The sequence below is a fragment of the Xanthomonas arboricola genome (assembly GCF_003353015.1).
Lineage (GTDB): Bacteria > Pseudomonadota > Gammaproteobacteria > Xanthomonadales > Xanthomonadaceae > Xanthomonas > Xanthomonas arboricola_E.
Map to the genome: position 1 here is coordinate 458534 of NZ_QREM01000010.1, position 19513 is coordinate 478046.

General features: G+C 66.9%; 15 protein-coding genes. 2 read left to right on the top strand and 13 right to left on the bottom strand.

Annotated features, from left to right (window positions below):
* Positions 1-32: 32 nt before the first annotated feature.
* The 7 genes from C0541_RS19490 to aroE form a co-directional block, all read right to left on the bottom strand.
* Positions 33-608 carry an ankyrin repeat domain-containing protein gene (locus C0541_RS19490; protein ID WP_115051021.1) on the bottom strand — a complete coding sequence of 192 codons (576 nt, stop codon included), beginning with the start codon at positions 606-608 and terminating at the stop codon, positions 33-35.
* Positions 609-666: 58 nt separating this feature from the next.
* A complete protein-coding gene (gene katB, locus C0541_RS19495) occupies positions 667-2172 on the bottom strand; it encodes a catalase KatB (protein WP_193725969.1) in 1506 nt (501 codons plus the stop codon).
* A gap of 436 nt (positions 2173-2608) precedes the next feature.
* The gene (locus tag C0541_RS19500) at positions 2609-3217 is read right to left on the bottom strand and encodes a DUF6624 domain-containing protein (RefSeq protein ID WP_115051023.1); all 609 of its coding nucleotides are present in this window, start codon (positions 3215-3217) and stop codon (positions 2609-2611) included.
* Between the two features lie 188 nt (positions 3218-3405).
* Positions 3406-5538, bottom strand: a complete 2133-nt coding sequence (dinG, locus tag C0541_RS19505) for an ATP-dependent DNA helicase DinG (RefSeq protein ID WP_115051024.1) — start codon at positions 5536-5538, stop codon at positions 3406-3408.
* Positions 5539-5791: 253 nt separating this feature from the next.
* Positions 5792-6028 carry a hypothetical protein gene (locus tag C0541_RS19510; protein ID WP_115051025.1) on the bottom strand — a complete coding sequence of 79 codons (237 nt, stop codon included), beginning with the start codon at positions 6026-6028 and terminating at the stop codon, positions 5792-5794.
* The gene (locus tag C0541_RS19515; RefSeq protein ID WP_193725970.1) at positions 6025-6399 is read right to left on the bottom strand and encodes a hypothetical protein; all 375 of its coding nucleotides are present in this window, start codon (positions 6397-6399) and stop codon (positions 6025-6027) included. The genes C0541_RS19510 and C0541_RS19515 overlap by 4 nt, the downstream gene beginning before the upstream one ends.
* The gene (aroE, locus tag C0541_RS19520) at positions 6389-7240 is read right to left on the bottom strand and encodes a shikimate dehydrogenase (protein ID WP_115051026.1); all 852 of its coding nucleotides are present in this window, start codon (positions 7238-7240) and stop codon (positions 6389-6391) included. The genes C0541_RS19515 and aroE overlap by 11 nt, the downstream gene beginning before the upstream one ends.
* Positions 7241-7292: 52 nt before the next feature.
* Here aroE and C0541_RS19525 point away from each other — a divergent pair, with 52 nt between their 5' ends.
* Positions 7293-8174, top strand: a complete 882-nt coding sequence (locus C0541_RS19525; RefSeq protein ID WP_115051027.1) for a TolB family protein — start codon at positions 7293-7295, stop codon at positions 8172-8174.
* A gap of 921 nt (positions 8175-9095) precedes the next feature.
* On the opposite strand, the gene C0541_RS19530 is transcribed toward C0541_RS19525, so the two are convergent.
* From C0541_RS19530 to C0541_RS19540, 3 genes are all read right to left on the bottom strand, one after another.
* On the bottom strand, positions 9096-11615 hold the full coding sequence (locus C0541_RS19530; RefSeq protein WP_115051028.1) for a PepSY domain-containing protein: 2520 nt from the start codon (positions 11613-11615) through the stop codon (positions 9096-9098).
* Positions 11616-11957: 342 nt separating this feature from the next.
* Positions 11958-12947, bottom strand: a complete 990-nt coding sequence (hemB, locus tag C0541_RS19535; RefSeq protein ID WP_115051029.1) for a porphobilinogen synthase — start codon at positions 12945-12947, stop codon at positions 11958-11960.
* A gap of 253 nt (positions 12948-13200) precedes the next feature.
* Positions 13201-13443, bottom strand: coding sequence for a hypothetical protein (locus C0541_RS19540; RefSeq protein ID WP_005989387.1), 243 nt, complete (start codon positions 13441-13443; stop codon positions 13201-13203).
* 201 nt (positions 13444-13644) lie between these two features.
* Here C0541_RS19540 and C0541_RS19545 point away from each other — a divergent pair, with 201 nt between their 5' ends.
* Entirely contained in the window at positions 13645-14100 is a 456-nt protein-coding gene (locus tag C0541_RS19545; RefSeq protein WP_115051030.1) for a hypothetical protein, read from the top strand.
* 112 nt (positions 14101-14212) lie between these two features.
* Here C0541_RS19545 and C0541_RS19550 read toward each other — a convergent pair whose 3' ends face one another.
* From C0541_RS19550 to C0541_RS19560, 3 genes are all read right to left on the bottom strand, one after another.
* Positions 14213-16003 carry a DUF885 domain-containing protein gene (locus C0541_RS19550; protein ID WP_161960166.1) on the bottom strand — a complete coding sequence of 597 codons (1791 nt, stop codon included), beginning with the start codon at positions 16001-16003 and terminating at the stop codon, positions 14213-14215.
* 332 nt (positions 16004-16335) lie between these two features.
* Entirely contained in the window at positions 16336-18564 is a 2229-nt protein-coding gene (locus C0541_RS19555) for a S9 family peptidase (RefSeq protein WP_161960167.1), read from the bottom strand.
* Between the two features lie 252 nt (positions 18565-18816).
* On the bottom strand, positions 18817-19506 hold the full coding sequence (locus C0541_RS19560) for a glutathione binding-like protein (RefSeq protein ID WP_115051184.1): 690 nt from the start codon (positions 19504-19506) through the stop codon (positions 18817-18819).
* Positions 19507-19513 lie beyond the last annotated feature (7 nt).

Genomic DNA, 19513 nt, shown 5'->3' on the forward strand with positions numbered 1-19513 from the left:
CATGCCTGCCCCGCCACGCATGCCAGGCGCGCTCAGCGCACCGGGGCGGTCGCGAACTCGCCGCGTTGCAGCTTGGTCACATCGTTGCCCTGCCCGTCCTTGAGGCTGAGGTCAGCACCCTTGGCGGCCAGGTCCTTGAGCACGTCGGTCCGCTGGAACAGCGCTGCGTACATCGCCGCGGTCTGCCCGGCATTGTTGCGCTGGTCGGGGGCGCAGTCGGCCTGCATCAGGCGCTTGGCGATGCCCAGCTCGCCCTTGAAGATCGCGCCCATCAGCGCGGTGTTGCCGCGCTTGTCCTGCGCGCAGGGGTCGGCGCCGGCACTGAGCAGCTGTTCCACCGCCGGGCGCTGGCCGTGGTAGGCGGCAAGGATCAGGGCGGTGTAGCCCTTTTCGTCGCGGGTGTTGAGGTCGTAGTGCGAACGGATGAACTCGGCCAGCATGTCCTGCCGCCCTTCGCGTGCCGCGTCGAAGAAGTACTCGCGCAACTGCAGCTTGATCTGCGCCGGGTCGGCGGCGGCAGTCGTGGCGCTGGTGGACATCGGCGCCGGCGAGGCGGCGCTGGCAGCCGCAGACAGGGCTCCGAGCATCAGAAACAGCAGGGTGCGCATATGGCTCTCCCGATAGCGAAAACGGCACCGCGGCACAGGCCGCGATGCCGTGGGTGGATCAGTCCTGCAGGCTGGAGGCCAGCTGCTTGACGCGGGCCAGGTCGCCCTTGGCAACCCGGGCAACGCCGGTGCCGTACTCCGGGTCGGCCTTGTAGAGGAACGACAGGATGATGTGCTTGCTCTCGGTGTCGGTGGTGGCCAGCGACTCGCCGAAGCTCTGCACCAGATCGGCGCGATCCTTCTTGCTGTAGGAGCGGTACAACTCACCGGCCTGCTTGAAGTTCTGCTCGCGGGTGATCTTGGCCTGCTGGGTGGTGCCCGACAGCGGCAACGCGCTGTAACGCGCAGCGGTATCCTGCGGACGCGGCTCCAGCCGGCTCGGCTCGTAGTTCACGCCGCTGGTGGTGTGGCCGTTGTTGCCTTCGCCATCCTGGTTGCCGTTGTTGACGGCCACGCGCGGACGGTTGACCGGCAGGTTCAGGCCGTTGGCGCCGATGCGATACAGCTGGGTGTCGGCGTAGGAGAAGATGCGCCCCTGCAGCAGCCGGTCTTCCGACGGCTCGATGCCCGGCACCAGGTTGGCCGGCGCCATCGCGACCTGCTCGGTCTCCTGGAAGAAGTTGTCGACGTTCTTGTTCAACACCATCTGGCCGACCTTCTGCTCCGGCACGTCCGGCCAGATCTTGGTGGCATCCAGTGGGTCGAAATCGAACTTGGCCAGGTCTTCGGGCTTGAGCACCTGCACGTACAGGTCCCACTTCGGGAAATCGCCCTTCTTGATCGCACCGACCAGATCGTTGGTCAGGTGGCTGTAGTCCTTGGCCTGGACCGCGGCAACCTGCTTGGGATCGAGGTTCTTGATGCCCTGCAGCGTCTTCCAGTGGAACTTGACGTAATGCACCTCGCCCTGCGCATTGACCAGCTTGTAGGCATGGACGCCGTTGCCGTCCATGAAGCGGTAGCCGGCCGGCGTGCCTTCGTTGGAGTACAGCAGGGTCAGCGTGCGGGTGCCTTCGGGCACGTGCGAGAAGAAATCGAAGCGGCGCGAATCATCATCCAGGTTGGTGCGCGGATCCGGCTTGAACGCGTGGACCATGTCGGGGAACTTGATCGCATCGCGGATGAAGAAGGTCGGGAAATTGTTGCCGACCAGATCCCAGTTGCCTTCGCTGGTGTAGAACTTGGTGGCAAAGCCGTGCGGGTCGCGCAAGGTTTCCGGCGAGTGGTTGCCGTGCACCACCGAGGAGAAGCGCACGAACACCGGGGTCTTTTCGCCGGCACTGAATACCTTGGCCTTGGTCAGGCTGGACAGATCGGCGGTGGCGGTGAACTCGCCCTTGACGCCGGTGCCGCGTGCATGCACCACGCGCTCGGGGATGCGCTCGCGATCGAAGCGCTGCAGCTTCTGGATCAGTTGTACGTCCTGCAGCAGGGTCGGGCCATTGGCGCCGGCGGTCTGCGAATTCTGGTTGTCACCGACCTTGGCGCCGTTGTCGCGGGTCAGGACGGATTGGGCGAAGACCGGCGGGGCGATCAGCGTCGGGGCTAGCAGGGCTAGCACCATGAGGGATCCAGGGCGCATGGCGTCAGCTCGTTTGAGGGAGCTGAATCATGGCCAGCGGACCGAAGCGTGAGAAGTCGTTAGTTATGATCGCTGCGATAGACGAACATGATGACGACTACAGAGCGTGATATGCATCGCGTAACAAAGCGGCGGTACGTTGAAGATCATGCCGCTTATGCCGCAGATGCGGTGACCAAGCTGATTCACAGCGACGCACGTAGTGCGTTGGTGACTGTAAGAATACTGCAGTGCAGAAGATCGGCAGGCTCAGGAACCAGCAACAGCATGCGGTGAAAAATACGCACAGGGCCGGGTGTTATCGCCTGGTAGAAACCGAAGCACCAACACCTCGCAACGTCTTCTTGATCCAGGTATGCACGCGCGCCCCATGCGTTGACCAGCATCTATCGCATCGCAGCTGGATATCGCTTATGGTTCAAAGGCCCCCAGAACCGCCCTGTTCGTCAGGCAAACCGACGTCTGCCCGTCTGCGTGCCAGCCGCGCAGGATCCTCCAGCTCGAACAGGCTGCCGTCCGCCTTGCGCTGGGTGCCGTAGCGCTGCGGCTTGCCCGACATGATCAGATTACGATCCACGAACAATGCCATGTCTGCGGTGCTGTAAGACCCGCGCGCCACTGCGACCTCGATGCTCTTCAGGAAGCCATCGCGAAACGTGCGGTCAGTGGAGTGCTGCGCGACCAGGAAACCAGCGTGCGCCCCGTCTTCGCCGACCGACGCGACATCGGGGAAGCCGAATTTCTCGATCAATGCAGACAGCGCAGCCTGGTTTTCCCGTTGCGACGCAACCAGACGCATTGCCATGTCTTTCGCTGCGCCTTGGTTGGCCTGTAGCTGTTGCGCCGTGAAAGCACCACGAATCTGCTCGCGGATCTTCTGATCTGCATCGGCCAGTGCCAGCAGCTGTTCGCGGTAAGAGGCGTTCATGCCTGGACCACCTTGCTGCAAATTGCGATCGACTCCGGCAATCGCCCATCCCGCAGTCGTCAGCTGCCATAGCAGTACACCGAGCATCACTGTCTTCATCCGCAATCCTCCCGGATCTGAAAAGGTCACGACATCGCGTCGATAAAGCACGGCAGGGAAAGATACCGCTGCCATCGACATGCCACGCGCATTGACGGGCACGGTCATGCACCGCAAACGCGTGACAGCGGCACTCTGCGAGACGGACGGTTCATCCTCCGTGCAGGACTGGCGCAGGCTTGGCGCCGCTAGCCGATCACCCGCTTGAACGGCGGCAGCGCGTCGATGATGCGTTTGCCGTAGCGGCGCGTCAGCAGGCGCGAGTCGAGGATGATCACGCGGCCGTGGTCGCTGGAGCTGCGGATCAGGCGGCCTGCAAACTGCGTAAGCGTGCGCAGCGCGTGCGGGATGGCGATCAGGTTGAAGGCATTGTGGCCGCGGCTTTCCAGCCATTCGCTCAGGGTCGAGGTCTGCGGGTCGGTCGGCACCGCGAACGGCACCTGGGTGATGACCACGGTGGTGCAGGCATCGCCGGGCAGATCCAGGCCTTCGCCGAAGGAATTCAGGCCAAACAGTACCGAGCCCTCGCCGGCAGCGATACGGCGCAGGTGTTCGGTGATCAGCTGCGACTTGTTGCCCTCGCCCTGCACCAGTACGCGGTTGCGCTGCGCCAGCGGCATCAGGTCGGCGACCTTTTCCATCTTCCAGCGCGAGGTGAACAGCACGATGCTGCCCTTGGCGGTCCAATCGAGTTCGCGCACCAGATAACGCGCGACTTCCTTCGGGTGGCCTTCGCGGTCGTCGGGGGTGACCGGGAAATTGGGCACGATCAACTCGGCCTGGTTGGCCAGGTCGAACGGTGAGGCCAGCGAGGCCATCTCGGCGTGATCGGGCAGGCCGTTGTCGATGGCGAACGATTGGAAATCGCCGCCACCGGTCAAGGTGGCCGAGGTCATCACCACCGAATCCACTTCGTTCCAGATCATCGTGCGCAGCACCTGCGCGGCCGACACCGGCGAGCAATGGCAGATCAGATCGCCATCGCGCGAGAGGGTGATCCAGCGTGCCATCGGCGGCTGGCCTTCCTTGTCCTCGCGGCGCCAGCCGCTCCACAGATTATGCTGCTGCTCGGCCATCTCCAGGGCCAGGCCGAGGCTGCGCTGCAGGCGCTCGCGCGCCGCATCGTCCTGCTTGCCCTTGGCGATCGCACTGTGTGCGGCATGCACCCAGTTGAACAAGGCGCGGGTTTCTTCGCCGAGTTCTTCGATCGCCGGGCCCCACTGCGGCGGCAGCTTGCCGTTGGCCGCACGCCACAGGGGATCGCGCTCGCCGGGCTCGGGCTTCCATACGCGTTCGACCTCGGCATGGAAGGCCTTGAGCAGCTTGGACACGCGCGCGGCCACCTCGATGGCCTCGTTGGGCAGCAGGTTGCCGAGCTTGTCCTTGTCCACGGCGCGGTAGGCTGCGGCGATGAGGATCTGCAACCGGCCGGTGCGCTTGGCCATCTCGTCCAATGGCAGATTCGCGGCGCCCTGGTCGATCGCCACGCCGGCGATGTGGTGGCCTTCGTCGAGCACCAGCAGCATGTCGGCGGGCGGGGCGATCAAGGGCTGGCCATTCTCGGCATCGCCCAGCGACAGCGACGACAGCAGCAGTGCATGGTTGGTGACCACGATCTGCGCTTCGCGCACGTCGGTGCGCGCCTTCAGCACCGGGCATTGCGCGGCGTAGCTGCAGCGGCGGCCGGCACAGCCGGAGGCCGGCGTGGTGATGCGCAGCCGCAGCGGTACCGAGACCTGCTCGGGCGCATCGTCCAGATCGCCGTTCCAGCTGCGCTCGGCGTAGGCCTTGGCCAGGCGCTTGGCGAGATCGGCGTCGGCCGGGCTGAGCGGACGGTCGTAGAGCACCTGCTCGTCGTCGAACATGCCTTCCTGGCTGGTTTCGCCCTGCAGCTCGGCGGCGTTGCGCGTGCACAGGTAGCGGGTGCGGCCCTTGGCCAGTGCCACGGTCGCTTCCAGCCCGGTGGCCTTGAGGAAGGCCGGGATGTCGCGCTCCACCAGCTGCGATTGCAGCGCCACGGTGCCGGTGCTGATGACCAGCTTTTTCTTGGTGGCCAGCGCGATCGGCACGCCGGCGGTGAGATAGCCCAGGCTCTTGCCGACGCCGGTAGGCGCCTCGGCAATGCCGATGCCACCGGAGGTGGCCAGCGCGCGCGAGACCAGGCCGATCATCTGGCTCTGCGCCCGCCGCGTGGCGAAGCCGGGCGTGTTGGCCTGCAGCTTGGCATAAGCCTCGCGGATGCCGGCCTTGATCGGGTCGGTCAGCACACGCTGGGTGGAAACGGGCGCCGACGGCGCGGCCGGTGGGGCAACTTCATTCATCGGGCTATTTTCGCACGGACCGGCGCAACGCCTGCGACCAGCACCGCGCTCGGCTGAACGTGTTTGCTGGCGCGGGGCGGCACCGCCGCCAACCTGGTTCCAGGTGTGCACGCTACCCGGCCACCGCATGCGTCGGATCCGGTCATCGCCGGCAGGCACTGGCCGCAAGTTCTGACCCGAAGGGTCGTGCAATGGATGCCGACCGAACCACCCTGCGCTGCCTGCAACGAGCAGGCAGCGTCGCTTCACGTTGTCAGCGGCCCTGCGGCCGCCGCGGCCATGCATGGCGCGCCCAGACCAGTCCGATGAGCACCATTGCGACGCCCACCAGCAACATGCCGGCACCCACGCCAGTGGGTCCGAAGCGCTCGTACAGCAGGCCGCCGCGATTGACCGCGGCCAGCGCCTGCGGATGCAGCAGCGTCCACCCGCCCTGCCCGGCACTGACCAGCCCGACCACCACCAGCGCGATGGCCTTGAGCGGAATCACGGGCGCGGGCCGGCGGCGGGCGGCATCCGTTGCAGGCTGCCGGCCAGCGTCCACACCAGCACGCCGATGCCCACGCCTTGCACCGCCATCAGCACGAAGTGGGCGATGCTGACCACCATGCTGATCTGACGCACATTGCCTTGCTGCAGCAGCAACATCGGAATCGCCTGGAAGGCGACCTCGGCAAACAGGCAGCCCAGCAGCAGCCAGAGCGCGGCCAGCCCGGCACGCCGCATGGGGCTTTGTGGTGCACGCCACAGCAGAACCAGCCCGAGCAGCAGCGCGATCAGCATCGGCACGCGCGACAGCAGGCTGGTGACCAGGGTCAGCAGGATATCGGTGGCAGTGACGCTGCCCACCTCAGTCGGCACTGACCAGCACGGCCTCGCGCGCGCGCAGCGCGGCGTAGACCGGGTCGGTATCCGGGCGTACGCCATGCCACAGCGAGAAGCTCTCGGCCGCCTGTTCCACCAGCATGCCCAGTCCGTCGATGGCGTAGCGGCATTGCGCCGCGCGTGCCCAGGCCAGGAAGGCGATGGCGGTGGCGCCGTAGTTGAGATCCACCGCCGCGGTGAGGCTGTTGACCAAGCCCAGCGGCATGGCGAACGCGCCGGCATCGCGATCACGCCCGGCCGCGGTGGCATTGACGATCAGCTCGAAGTCGCCGAGGTCGCGCAGGTCTTCGATGTAGCGCGAGACCACCCGCCCCGGTTCGCCGAGCGCATCGCACAAGGCATCGGCACGCTCGGGCGAGCGGTTCACCACCACCATTTCGGTGATGCCCGCTTCCAGCAGCGCCGGCGCCACCCCGCGCGCGGCACCGCCGGCGCCCAGCAGCAGCACACGCCGACCGCGCAGATCCAGCCCGTGGCGGTCGGTGAGATCGCGCACCAGGCCGATGCCGTCGGTGTTGTCGCCCTGCCACTGGCCGTCGTTGCGCACCAGCGTATTGACCGCACCGGCCAGGCGCGCGCGATCGCTCAGGCCGGCCGACAACGCACAGGCGGCCTCCTTCAGCGGCAGGGTCACGTTGGCACCCTTGCCGCCTTCGTCGGCGAAGCGCTCCAGCGCGGCAGCGAACTCCTCCGGCGCTGCGTCGATGGCGGTGTAGTCCAGCGCGATGCCGGTCTGCTTCCCGAAGTCGGCATGGATGGCCGGCGACAGCGAATGGGCGACGGGGTGACCGAACACGGCATAACGGGATACGGGCATGAAACGCTCTCTGGTTGACTAGACTGTGCGCGACTTGAGACAGGAACACCGCATGCAACTTCGATGGACGCTGCTCGCGCTGGCGGCAAGTTTACTCTGCGTCCCGGCCGCGTCGGGGCTTGCCGAATTCGGCATCGAAGGCATGGGCGTGGTCTCCACCCCGGCCAACGAGGCGCGCGCCACGCTCAGTCCGGACGGGCAACGCATCGTCTGGGCCAGCGACCGCGCCGGCGGTACCGGCGGCTGGGATCTGTGGCAGGCCCGCTTGAGCGGCGGGCGCTGGCAGAACGCAGAAGTGCTGCCGATCAACACCGCGCAGGACGAGACCTCCCCGCTGTTCAGTGCCGATGGCCGCTGGCTGCTGTTTGCCTCCACCCGGCCCGGCGGTGCCGGCGGCGCGGACCTGTATCGCGCGCCGGTGGATGCGCAGGGCCGGATCGGCGCGGTGCAAACGCTGGGCGCGGCGATCAACAGCCGCGGCGACGAGCGTTCCCCGACGCTGTCGCTGGACGGTACGCGCCTGTTGTTCGCCAGCGACGGCCACGGCGGCGCCGGCGGCATGGACCTGTTCGTGGCGCGCTGGGACGGGCTCGCCTTCATCGCGCCGGTGGCGTTGAGCGACATCAACAGCACTGCCGACGAGCTGGATGCGGCCTGGCTCGGCGACGGGCGTGGGCTGGTATGGGCACGCGGTCAGCAGGACGGCCCCAGCCAGGTGTTGCTGGCGACCTGCAACAACCGCCATTACACCGTGGGCCAGGCGCTGCCGCTGTCGTTCAACGGGCCGCAGGAACGCACCTTCGGCGCGGTGGTGGATGCGGCCAAGCCGGGCGAGTTGCTGGTGACCGGCAGCGCGCGCGCACCGCGCGCGGGGCAGCTGGACATCTACCGGATGAAGGCGCCGGCGGTGGAGGGGGATACGAGCTGCCGTTGAGGTGGCGGATGTGCAGACTCAGACATGGAGCGGCCAGCCAGACCATGTCGCGCCGGTCTATGGCGAAGTGCTGATCCGGGCCCTTGGTGCAGGGCGGCTGATCAGCGATAGAACGTCTCGCCCGGTGCGTTTTCACTGCCCGGCTGTTGATCTGAGACCTGGCTGCAGGGCAGCTCAGCTGCTCTGCTGCGGCTTTGCCGAGGGGCCCTTGCCCGCCCACCATCGCGGGACACGCCGTGAATCCGTCCATGGAGGCTCTTACGCGGCATCCATGCCGCGTAAGGTCCCGCGACGGTGAGCGGGCAAGGACCTGTCGAGATGGTCGGTGTGCATGGTCAAAAGCGGGAGCGGGAGCAGGCGAGTCATATGCAGCGGTGGTTGCATGATCCTTGTGATCTAGCGGACGTGGTCTGATTTCCAAAACTTTCCGTCGAAGGCGGGCAGCAAGTGGATTGGGTTTGCCCCCTATCGCTAATAGTCATGCACACATGGATACAAGCAGCCAGACAGCTGCGTTAAGTCGTCTCGCTTAAGTCATCTCGCTTTTTGCAGTTCCATCAGCGCACGACCGACTTGGCAGGCGTGATGTCCTTACCGGTTCCGGGACCCCTGGCGGCATGGATGCCGCCAAGGAGCCTCCATGGACGGATTCACGGCGTGTCCCGGAAGTGGTGAGGGCATCGCGCCCTCGACCAACCAGGCTCTTGATTCAAGCATCGGACCGCGCCTAGACGCCGCCATGGTTGGCAGCTAACAAAACCACCGCACACGCTGCAAGGAGGGCGCGGTCGATGCTAGCTAGGACGCAGCATGTACCCGTCGTTCACCGCGATTTCTCCAAACCGTTCGCGCCCGCTTGACGACCGCACGCCACGTTTTACTAGCCGCTCCAACCCAGCGATGCAGCGGCCATGACCGCGCTCAATACACATCGCGCCGATAACGTCCCGCTGCAGTCAGGGACTCCAGCCGCGTCTCGCCCAGCAGTTCGCGCAGCGCGGCATCGACCTCACGCGCCATGCTGTCCAGGCTGCCGCAGACATGGATCACCGCACCGCGGTCGATCCAGTGGCGCAAGCTGTCGCCGGCTTCGCGCAAGTGATGCTGCACGTAGCGCTTGTGCGCCTGGTCGCGCGAGAACACCTGATCGAGCTGCTGCAGGTGGCCATGCGCCTGCCAGGCCTGCAGCTCGTCGGCGAACAGAGCATCGTGCGCGGCCTGCCGTTCGCCGAACAGCAGCCAGTGCCCGTGCACGCCGGCCAGCTCGGCCTCGCGCAGCAGGGCGCGCAAGCCGGCGATGCCGGTGCCGTTGCCGATCAGCACCATCGGCGCCTGTTCGAGGCGATGGAAACCGGGATTGGTGCGCAGCCGTGCGCGTATCTGCATCCCGACGGGCGCGTGGCAGATCAGCCAGCCCGAGCCCAGGCCGGGGCTGCCGTCGGCGGTTGTGGTCAGCCGCACCACCGCGGTCGCCACGCCGTCGGCCGGCACGCTGGCCAGCGAGTAGTCGCGGGTCGGCAGCCAGGCACAGGCATCCAGCCAGGTCTGCGGATCCGGATGCGGCGTGGGCGGGCGCGTGGGCGGCTCCGGCAGCACGCGCTCGGCGACCGCCTGCTGCAGCGGCAGCAGCTGCGCGTCGACATGCACCAGCGCGTCGGGCGGCAGCCCCCAGGCGGCCAGGCACGCGCGGACGCGGGTGTAGGCATGCGCCGGCTGCACTTCGAGAATGTCGCCGGCCTGCCACTGCGTGCCGGATGGTGGCAGCAGGTCGATCTGCCAGATCGGGGCGCCCTCGCTGCCCGGGTTCAGATGCGTGCGCGCCGATAACGTCCACTGCAGCAGGGTCGGGCGTGCCAGCGGCACGGCCGCCACCGGCGCGCCGGCAATCTGCGCCAATTGCGCATGCCATTGCGCCAGGGCCTGCGGATCGGTGTTGTCCATCTCCACCGCCGGAAACAGCGGCTGCGCGCCCTGCGCCTGCAGCCACTGCTCGATGCGCCGCGAAAATCCGCAGAATTGCGCGTACTGGCGGTCGCCCAGCGCCAGCACGGCATAGGTCAGCTGCGCCAGCGTCATGCGCTGGCGCAACAGTTCGCGCTCGAAGCCGCGCGCGGTATCGGGCGGTTCGCCATCGCCAAAGGTGCTGACCACGAACAAGGCATGCCGGGTGCCCTGCAGGTGCTGCGCGCTGAGCTGCGCCAGCGGGCGCACCTGCACCGGCAGACCGGCGGCCTGCAGATGTCCGGCCGCCTGCCAGGCCAGCCGTTCGGCAAACCCGCTCTGGCTGGCGAACCCGATCAACCAGGGCTCGGCTTGCGAGGCCGCCGGCGCACCATGCAGGACCTCGCGCGCGGCACGCAGCGCGCGCTTCTTGCGGCGGCGATCCAGATACAGCATCCAGCCGGTCACGAAGAACACCGACATGCCGACACTGGCCAGCATCACCACGATGCGGCCCGGCAACCCGAAGAAACTGCCCGAATGCAGCGGGAACATGCTGACCAGCAACTGCTGGCCGCGCGGCAGCAGCGCATAGTCCTGGCGACGCAGCAATGCACCGCTGCCCGGCTCGATTTCCAGATTGTCGTAGGCGCGATCGTGGTCGGGATGATCGGGCAGGAAGCGCACGCTCAGCGGTTGACCCGCACGCGGCGGGATGCGCAGGTCCAGGGCCGTGTGGTGCGTGGCCGGGATGGCATCCAGGGTGCGCTGCACGGCCGCGAAATCCACCGCGGCGGGGCGATGATCGCGCCCGTCGCCACGCATCGCCGGCTCGGTACCGAGCAAGGCCACCATGCCGTCGCGGTACCAGGGGTAGGACCAGGTCAGCCCGGTCAGCGCCACCAACAGATACACCAGCAGGCACCAGGTGCCGAACACCGCGTGCAGGCTCCACAGAAAGCTGCGCCCCTGCCGTCGCCATTCCACCGCCCACCAGGTGCGCAGGCTCCACCAGCGTCGCGGCCAACGCAGATACAGGCCGGAGGCGCAGAAGAACAGCAGGATCAGGGTGCTGGCACCGGTCACTGCCTGGCCGCGCTTGCCGGCGGCCAGGTGGCGATGCAGATCCTCGATGAAGGCAAACGCGCCGCTCAGTCGCGGAGCGGCGACCTTGTCGCCGGTATACGGATCGAAGTACACCCGACCGCCCCCCTTGCCGGCCAGGCGTGCGGTGGATGGACGCTTGCCGGTCGGATCGATCAGCATGCGCGTGACTGCCTGCTGTTGATCCAGGTCGAGCCGACGCAGCAGCGCATCCACCGGCAAGACCCGCTCGCCTGCCGCATGCCGCTGCGCCAATTGCGCGATGGCCGGATTGGCCAACCGCACGATCTCGTTCTCGAAGGACATCAACGCGCCGGTCAGCCCCATGACCGACAGCACCAGCCCGGCCGTGATGCCGAGCAGCCAGTGCAGTTGGAACAGGACCGTCTTGAACACGCGCGAACAACCTGAAGCCGCAGGGCTCGCCATTGTAGATGAGAATCGTTATCGCAGTTTGGCTGCGGATTTTCTTGATCCACGCCACTGACGCCATGCGATGCGGCGATGGAGATCCCCGCTCATTGCCGCATTGCCGGTATCTGCTGGTCCCCTGAAATCAGCCTGGGCAAGGCTGTCTGCACAGCACGATCCTCGCTCATCCAGGCGATTGCTGCGCTCTGCACGAAGCGCAGGCCGCGAAAGAACGCGGCCTGCGGAGTCATTGCGTCTTCGCATCAAGCCAGACCTGCAAGCGCCGGTTCCTTGCCTGCACGCCGTCACGCCACCGCATCACCGCACTCAGCCTTCCCGCAGCCAACGCGCCACCTGCGGGGCGAAGTAGGTCAGCACGCCATCGGCGCCGGCGCGTTTGAAGGCCATCAGCGCTTCCAGCACGCACTTGCGCTCATCCAGCCAGCCGTTGGCGGCCGCCGCCTTGAGCATCGCGTACTCGCCGCTGACCTGATAGGCGAAGGTGGGCACGCGGAACTCCTCTTTCACCCGCCGCACCACGTCCAGATACGGCATGCCCGGCTTGACCATCACCATGTCGGCACCCTCTTCCAGGTCCAGCGCGATCTCGCGCAGCGCTTCGTCGCCGTTGGCCGGGTCCATCTGGTAGGTGGTCTTGTCGGCCTTGCCCAGATTGCCGGCGCTGCCGACCGCATCGCGGAACGGGCCGTAGAACGCCGAGGCGTACTTGGCCGAGTAGGCCATGATGCGCACGTTGAGATGGTCCTGCGCATCCAGCGCGCGGCGGATCGCACCGATGCGGCCATCCATCATGTCCGAGGGCGAGATGATGTCCACGCCGGCTTCGGCGTGCGACAGCGATTGCCTGACCAGCGCCTCGACGGTGATCTCGTTGAGCACGTAGCCGTTGGCGTCGATGAGGCCGTCCTGGCCGTGCGTGGTGTACGGGTCCAGCGCCACGTCGGTCATGATGCCGAGTTCGGGAAAGCGCGCCTTGAGCGCACGTACCGCGCGCTGCGCCAGGCCGTCCGGATTCCAGGCCTCGGCTGCGTCCAGGCTCTTGCCGGCCGGGTCGATCACCGGGAACAGGTCGATCACCGGAATGCCCAGTTCCAGGGCCGCCTCGGCTTCGCGCAGCAAGTCGTCCAGCGACAGGCGCTCGACGCCCGGCATCGAGGCGATCGGCGCGCGGCCGGACACGTCATGCACGAACACCGGCCAGATCAGATCGTCGGTGGTCAGTGTGTTTTCGCGCATCAGGCGCCGCGAAAAGGCATCGTGGCGCATGCGGCGGGGGCGGTAGTGGGGATGGGCCATCGTGGGCTCCTGTCGGCAGCCGGCAAGTTTACGCCCGCCATCCGCCGCCGGACGCGCTGCGACGCAGTGTCGCAGCGCTGCAACAGACAGGAGCGCGCCGCGATTCATGCCAGCGTGATTCCGCCGGGGTACACGGTCGGCTCACCATAGGGACCGCATCCGGATGGCGGCGGTGCCACGCGGCGACCTTCTTCATCGCCGGCCGGTGCAAGGCCCTTCCGGCTTGCGCGACCTGCTTGGACGCCGCCGCGCCCTAGATCACACCACCGCCCAGGCTCAGGCGGATCACCCCGACCACGATCACCAGGCCGTTGAGCAGCAGACCGGTCTTGGCACGCCCGCGGTTGCCGGCCGAGGTGAACAGCAGCGCGATGGCCGCGATCAGCGCGCCCACCGCTGCAAACGGGATCAGGAACCAGTTGCCCCAGCCCAGCAACGGGATGAAGGCCAGCACCATCCACAGCAACGCCACGATGCCCCACAACAGGCTGATCAATCCCACGTGCCACCTCGCCATCAGAAGAATGGCATGAGCTTAGCGCCGCGGTCGCCAAGACGCCGTGGGCAGATGGTCACCCTGACCAACGGCGGCTTGCCGGCAGCCTCACGCGGGCATGGCTAGGGTGCGGCAAAGTCCGGCGCGATTCAGTCCGGGCGCCGGATCATAGCCATCACCGTCGTCAACAGGGGCCACATCATGAACAAGCAGGTCGTCATCGCCGCTGCGCTCGCCATGCTGCTGGCCGGTTGCGCCAGCAGTTCCAAGGTGATGCTGGGTCAGGCGCGTGCGCCGATCGATCCGGCGCAGGTGCAGGTGTATTCCAACGCGCCGGTCGGCTCGGTGGAGATCGCCCAGCTCGAATCCACCAGCGCCGCCGGCTTCGGCACCCAGGGCCAGACCGACGCGGCGGTACAACGGCTCAAGCGCGAGGCGGCAAAGCTCGGTGCCAATGGCGTGGTCATCGTCGGCGTGGGTTCGGAACGCTCCGGCGGCGGCCTGTCGGTCGGCGGTGGCAGCTACGGCGGCCGCGTCGGCGGCGGCCTGGGCATCGGCATCCCAACCACCCAGAAGCGCGCGGCCGGCATGGCGATCTGGGTGCCGGCGGGGGCGCAGCAGCGTGCTGCGCCTGATGTGCCGCCCCCAATGCGCTGAGGTGAGCCTCAAGGATTGGCAAGCATTTGCGACGGCAGCACCGCAGCAGGGCGCGATGGTTGGCTGATTCAGGCTCCATCGCGCCCTGCTGCGTTGCGCCGTCGCCAATCGCTTAGCGCTTGCCCTGCTGCGCCGGGATGAACTGCGTCTCCACCGCCTTGGCCAGCTGGTCGGGCGGTAGCAGGCCCTGGTCGAGCAGGAAGTTGTTGAAGGCCAGGCGGTCGAACTTGTTGCCGAGGATCAGCTCGGTGCGCATGCGCAGTTCCAGGATGCGGGTGTAGCCGTAGAAATAGCTGCCGGCCTGGCCGGGGGCGCGGACGGTGTAGCGGTCCAGTTCCTGGCGGGTCATCGCTGGCGAGAGGCCGACATCGTCTTCGAGCACCTGGCCTGCGCGCTCCCGGTCGATCAGGCCGAGGTTGAGCATCGGGTCGAGCATGGCGCGGGCGGCGCGCAGCAGGCGGAACTGCAGGGCGATCAGCTGGCCATCGAGTGGTTCGTACGGGACCATCTCGGCTTCGGCATACAGTGCCCAGCCTTCGACATTGACCGAGTTGAACGCGAACAGGCTGCGCGCCAGCGACACGCCACGTTCGACCATGGCGGTGAACTGCAGCTCGTGGCCGGGGCGGCCTTCGTGCGCGCTGAGCGTCCAGGCGGCCGAGCCGAAGTTGAAGTCGTCGTACTGCTCCTTCTTGGCGCCGTCGGCAGTGGGGTTGCCCAGCGGCAGCACGAACTGGCCCTGCTGGCCGGTATTGCCGATCAGCGGTGCCGGCAGGAAGTGCGGCGCCGGTTGCGCGGCGCTTTCGGCCGCACTGCCCAGGCGCATCTGCATCGGGCGATTGGGCACATCGACGATGCGCTGCTGACGGATGATCGGGTCGATCTGGTCGATCACGCCGCGGTAGTGGGTTTCCAGCTGGTCGTCGGCGATCTTGTTGCCCTTGAGCGCACGGATCACCTGCACGTAATCGCTACCCTGCACGCCCTTGGCCTTGGCCACCAGCGGCGCGAGCTGACGCATCGCCGAGCGGGTTTCCATGAATTCCAGCTGCGCGCGCTGGATCAGCTGCTGCGGGGCGATGTCGATGCCGACCTGCTTGAGCTGGAAGGCATACAGCGGTTCGGGCAGGCGGGTGTCCTTGCGTGCCTTGGGCAGCACGGTGGTGCGGGTCCAGTTCGCGTAGTCCTTGAGTTGCGTGGACATCGCCTTGAGCGCTTCGTCGGCACCGGCGATCTTGTACTTGGCGAACAGCTCGCCGATGCCGGCGACGTAGGTGTCCACGTTGGCCAGCGCCTGCTCCACTTCGCGCTCGGTCGGCTGCAGCAAGGCCTTATTGCCAAGCTGTTCCTCGTAGCGCTGGCGGGCCAGCGTGGTGGTCGGGGTCGTGCCCGGCACCAGGCCCACGTAACGCTTGAGGCGATCCAGCGCCTTGGCGCGGCGCTCGGGCACGGTCTGGTCGGACAGCAATCCATTGAGGCCGCTGAAGACCAGCTGCGGCGCGTCGTTCCACGGCAGCAGGTAGCGCTCGTTGAGCTGGCTGCCTTCGATGTTCTGCTCGGCCGCCGCGATCATGATCTGCAGATCCTGGCGCACATTGGTGTCACGCTCGGTCGCCAGCCTGGCCTGCAGCGCAGCGCGCGCCTTGCTCATCGCATCGCGGTAGCGCGCGGCGTTGTTCGGCCCCAGGTCGATGACCTGGTCGTCGTAGCCGGGCACGCCGAAGAAGCTGGCGTACTCGGGCTGGAACGGCGCCTGCGCGTTCAGCAGGATCTGTGCGTAGCCGTTGCTGGTCTGCACCCAGGCCGGCGTCGCAGGCTGGGCCTGCGCGGTTTTACCGGTCTGTGCCTGCAATGGCAGCGAGGCACCGAGCGCCAGCGCAACGGCGAGAACGAGTGGTTTCATTGGGTGGATCCGCAAGTTGAGTAGCGCGACCCTACCCATCCGCAGCCGCTGCGGCAATGCGCCTTAGGTCATGGTTCGCAGGATTGCGGCAGCGCTTGCGGGCCTGTGACCAAGCTGCAGACGTTGGGCGATTGCAGCTTGCGAGGCGATGCAGCGAACCGGTGGCGGCGATGACATCACAACGTCCTTCTGGCCCAGGTACCGGCATACGACGGCAGATCACGGTGGCGGCAGGCAAACGCCGCAGCGCGACCAACGTCGCCGCTGCGCAGCGGCAGCGCCCGCCCTTGCCACTGCAGTTGCCGCGTCCCCTGCAGCCGAGCGCCGGCCGCTCAGGGCCTCAGGCAGCGCTGGATGAAGGCCTCCGCGGTCTTGTAGCGATGCAAGGCGGTGCTGCCGGACAATCCATGCTTGGCACCGGGATAGGTCATCAATTCGAAAGCGGTACCGCGCTGCTGCAGGTCGCTCATCAACGCGGTGGAGTTGGTGAACAGCACGTTGTCGTCGGCCATGCCGTGGATCAGCAGCAGCCTGGCGCGCAGGCCGTCCAGATGGGTGGCGATGCGTGCGTCGTGGTAACCGTCCGCGTTGCTGGCCGGCAGGTCCATGTAGCGCTCGGTGTAGTGGGTGTCGTACAGCCCCCAATCGGTGACCGGTGCGCCGGCCACGCCACAGGCATAGGCCTCGCTGTGCCTGGCCAGCAGCATCAGCGTCATGTAGCCGCCGTTGGACCAGCCCTGCACGCCGATGCGGGCCGGATCGACCCAGCGCTGCGCCTTGAGCCAGGCCACACCCTGCAATTGATCGTCCACTTCGACGGTGCCCTGCCTGCCGTACAGCGCACCACCGAAGGCACGCCCGCGTCGCGGCGTGCCGCGGTTGTCCAGCGAGAACACCACGTAGCCGCGCTGGGCCAGATACTGATCGAACAGCGCATCGCCACGGCTCGGCCAGGCATCGAGCACGGTCTGCGCGGCGGGGCCGCCATACACGTACACCATCACCGGATAGCGCTTGGCCGGGTCGAAGTTGTCCGGTTTGATCAGGCGATACTGCAGCGGCGTGGTGCCGTCGGCAGCGGTGAGCGTGCCGAATTCCACCGGGCGCTGCGCGTCGCGGTATCTGGCGTAGGGGTGCTGCGGATCGGCAAGGTCATTCTTCAGCAGCGTGGCGATTTTTTCGCCACTGGCGCGGAACAGCTCGATCTGTGGCGGCGTGCCGGTATTGGACCAGCTGTCGACATACACGCTGGCATTGCCGGCGAAGCTGGCCGCGTGCGTGCCGCGGGGCGTCGAACGTTTTTCGATCGCACCGCCGGCCAGCGGCACGGCGTAGATGTGGGACTGCGTCGGCGCTTCCTTGCTGGCAGAGAAGTACACGATACCGGCGTGCTCGTCGACGGCGAGCAACGCATCGACCACCCAGGCGCCGGAGGTCAGCGCGGTGAGTGTGCGCCCGTCTTCCGATGCCAGGTAAAGATGCTCATAGCCGCTGCGCTCGGAGTTCCAGACAAAGCGGCCATCCTTGAGAAAACGCAGATCGTTGTGGAGTGGCACCCAGGTCGGCGAGGTTTCGGTGATCAGCACGCGCTGCTTGCCGCTGGCCAGCGTGGTTTCGATCAACTCCAGGGTTTTCTGGTCGCGCGACTGGCGCTGGAAGGTCAGCCGCTGCGCATCGCGCCAATCCACCCGCGCCAGGTAGATATCCGGGTTCTTGCCCAGGTCGATCCACTGCGGCTTGGCTGCAATCCGCGGGGCGATCACGCCGAGCTGCACGGCCACATTGGGCTGGCCGGCCTGCGGATAGCGCTGCTCGATCACCTCGGTGTGGTCGGCGTAGACTTCCGGGCGCTTCTGCACCGGCACGCCGGATTCGTCGATGCGCGCGAAGGCGATCGCCGAGTCGTCAGGTGCCCACCAATAGCCGGTGTGGCGGTCCATTTCCTCGTCGGCAACGAACTCGGCCACGCCGTTGCCGATGGTCTCGCTGCCGTCGCGGGTCAGTTGCAGCTGCTTGCCGCTGGCCAGATCGATCACCCACAGGTTGCGCGCGCGTACGAAGCTGACGAAGCCGCCCTTGGGCGAGAGCTTGGCATCGGTGGCGAAGCCTTCGCCATGGGTGAGCTGGCGTACCGCGGCGCTGCCGGTCTTGCGCAGGTCGTACAGGTACAGCTCGCCGCCGAGCGGAAACAGCAACGCCTGCGCGTCCGGTGCCCACTGGTAATCGACGATGCCATTGAACGCGGCGATGCGCTGGCGTTCGCGGCGGGCCTTTTCGACATCGCTCAGGACTTCAGTGCCAGGCAGGACCACCTTGGAATCGACCAGCAGCCTTGTCTGGCCGCTGGCGATGTCGTATTCCCACAGATCCAGCTGGTTGCGGTCGCTGTCCTTGCCGCGCAGGAAGCTCACGCGCGAACCGTCGGGGGCGACCTTGGGTTTCATCAGCGTCGGGCCGGACAGCGGCAGCGGGCCGGTGATGGCCTCGAGGGTGAGTTTTTCGGCGTGGGCAGTGGGGATCGTGCTGAGCATGAGGGCAAGGGCGGCGAACAGGGCGCGCATCGAAGATCCTGTCTTGAGATAACCCACAGGATGCGGGCGCGAGGGGTGTTTGAAAAGCGCGGCGATGGTGCGTGTGCGGTGAAGAACTGTGCGCGGGTGCGGGGCTCGCTGCGCCGGGTCTGTGTCGCGCGCGATTGATGCACGCGCGTGCCGCTGCCGGGTCCTGAGCTGGGTGCGGTTGTTGCTGCGCAGTTGCGCTGGTGACCGCTGTCGCCGCGTGTCCTGGTGCGCAGGCGCACCGGCCGCTTTGCCTCAGCGCTTGCCGAACAGATGCTTGCGTTCTTCCTCGCCCAGCGGCTTGCCGGCATCGGGATTGACCTTCTCCGTCAAGGCGTACGCGCGCTGCGTGGCCGGGCGCGCGGCGATGGCGGCGTGCCAGCGTTGCAGATGCGGGAACGCGGCGTAGTCCGGCTTGAGGTCGGCATAGACCTCGATCCACGGATAGCTGGCCATGTCGGCGATGCCGTAATCGTCGCCGGAAAGGAAGGCGTGGCTGGCCAGGCGCGTGTCGAGCACGCCATGCAGGCGGCGCACCTCGGCGTTGTAGCGCTCGATCGCGTAGGGAATCTTTTCCGGCGCATAGACGTTGAAGTGGCCCATCTGGCCGCTCATCGGCCCCAGCCCGCCCATCTGCCAGAACAACCATTCCAGCGCGGCGATGCGGCCACGCGCATCGCGCGGCAGGAAGCGGCTGGTCTTTTCGGCCAGGTACAGCAGGATGGCGCCGGATTCGAACACGCTCTGCGCGGGACCGCCGCCGGCCGGTGCGTGGTCGACGATGGCCGGCATCTTGTTGTTGGGCGAAACCTGCAGGAACGCCGGCGCGAATTGCTCGCCCTTGCCGATGTCGACCGGCTTGAGCGTGTAGTCCAGCCCGGCTTCTTCCAGGAACAGGGTGACCTTGTGGCCGTTGGGGGTGGGCCAGTAGTACAGGTCGATCATCATGCGC

Coding starts and splice junctions, on each gene's coding strand:
- C0541_RS19525 (WP_115051027.1), top strand. CDS start 7,293: ATGCAACTTCGATGGACGCTGCTCGCGCTGGCGGCAAGTTTACTCTGC.
- C0541_RS19555 (WP_161960167.1), bottom strand. CDS start 18,564: ATGCGCGCCCTGTTCGCCGCCCTTGCCCTCATGCTCAGCACGATCCCC.
- C0541_RS19560 (WP_115051184.1), bottom strand. CDS start 19,506: ATGATCGACCTGTACTACTGGCCCACCCCCAACGGCCACAAGGTCACC.
- C0541_RS19550 (WP_161960166.1), bottom strand. CDS start 16,003: ATGAAACCACTCGTTCTCGCCGTTGCGCTGGCGCTCGGTGCCTCGCTG.
- C0541_RS19500 (WP_115051023.1), bottom strand. CDS start 3,217: ATGAAGACAGTGATGCTCGGTGTACTGCTATGGCAGCTGACGACTGCG.
- hemB (WP_115051029.1), bottom strand. CDS start 12,947: ATGGCCCATCCCCACTACCGCCCCCGCCGCATGCGCCACGATGCCTTT.
- dinG (WP_115051024.1), bottom strand. CDS start 5,538: ATGAATGAAGTTGCCCCACCGGCCGCGCCGTCGGCGCCCGTTTCCACC.
- C0541_RS19490 (WP_115051021.1), bottom strand. CDS start 608: ATGCGCACCCTGCTGTTTCTGATGCTCGGAGCCCTGTCTGCGGCTGCC.
- aroE (WP_115051026.1), bottom strand. CDS start 7,240: ATGCCCGTATCCCGTTATGCCGTGTTCGGTCACCCCGTCGCCCATTCG.
- katB (WP_193725969.1), bottom strand. CDS start 2,172: ATGGTGCTAGCCCTGCTAGCCCCGACGCTGATCGCCCCGCCGGTCTTC.
- C0541_RS19545 (WP_115051030.1), top strand. CDS start 13,645: ATGAACAAGCAGGTCGTCATCGCCGCTGCGCTCGCCATGCTGCTGGCC.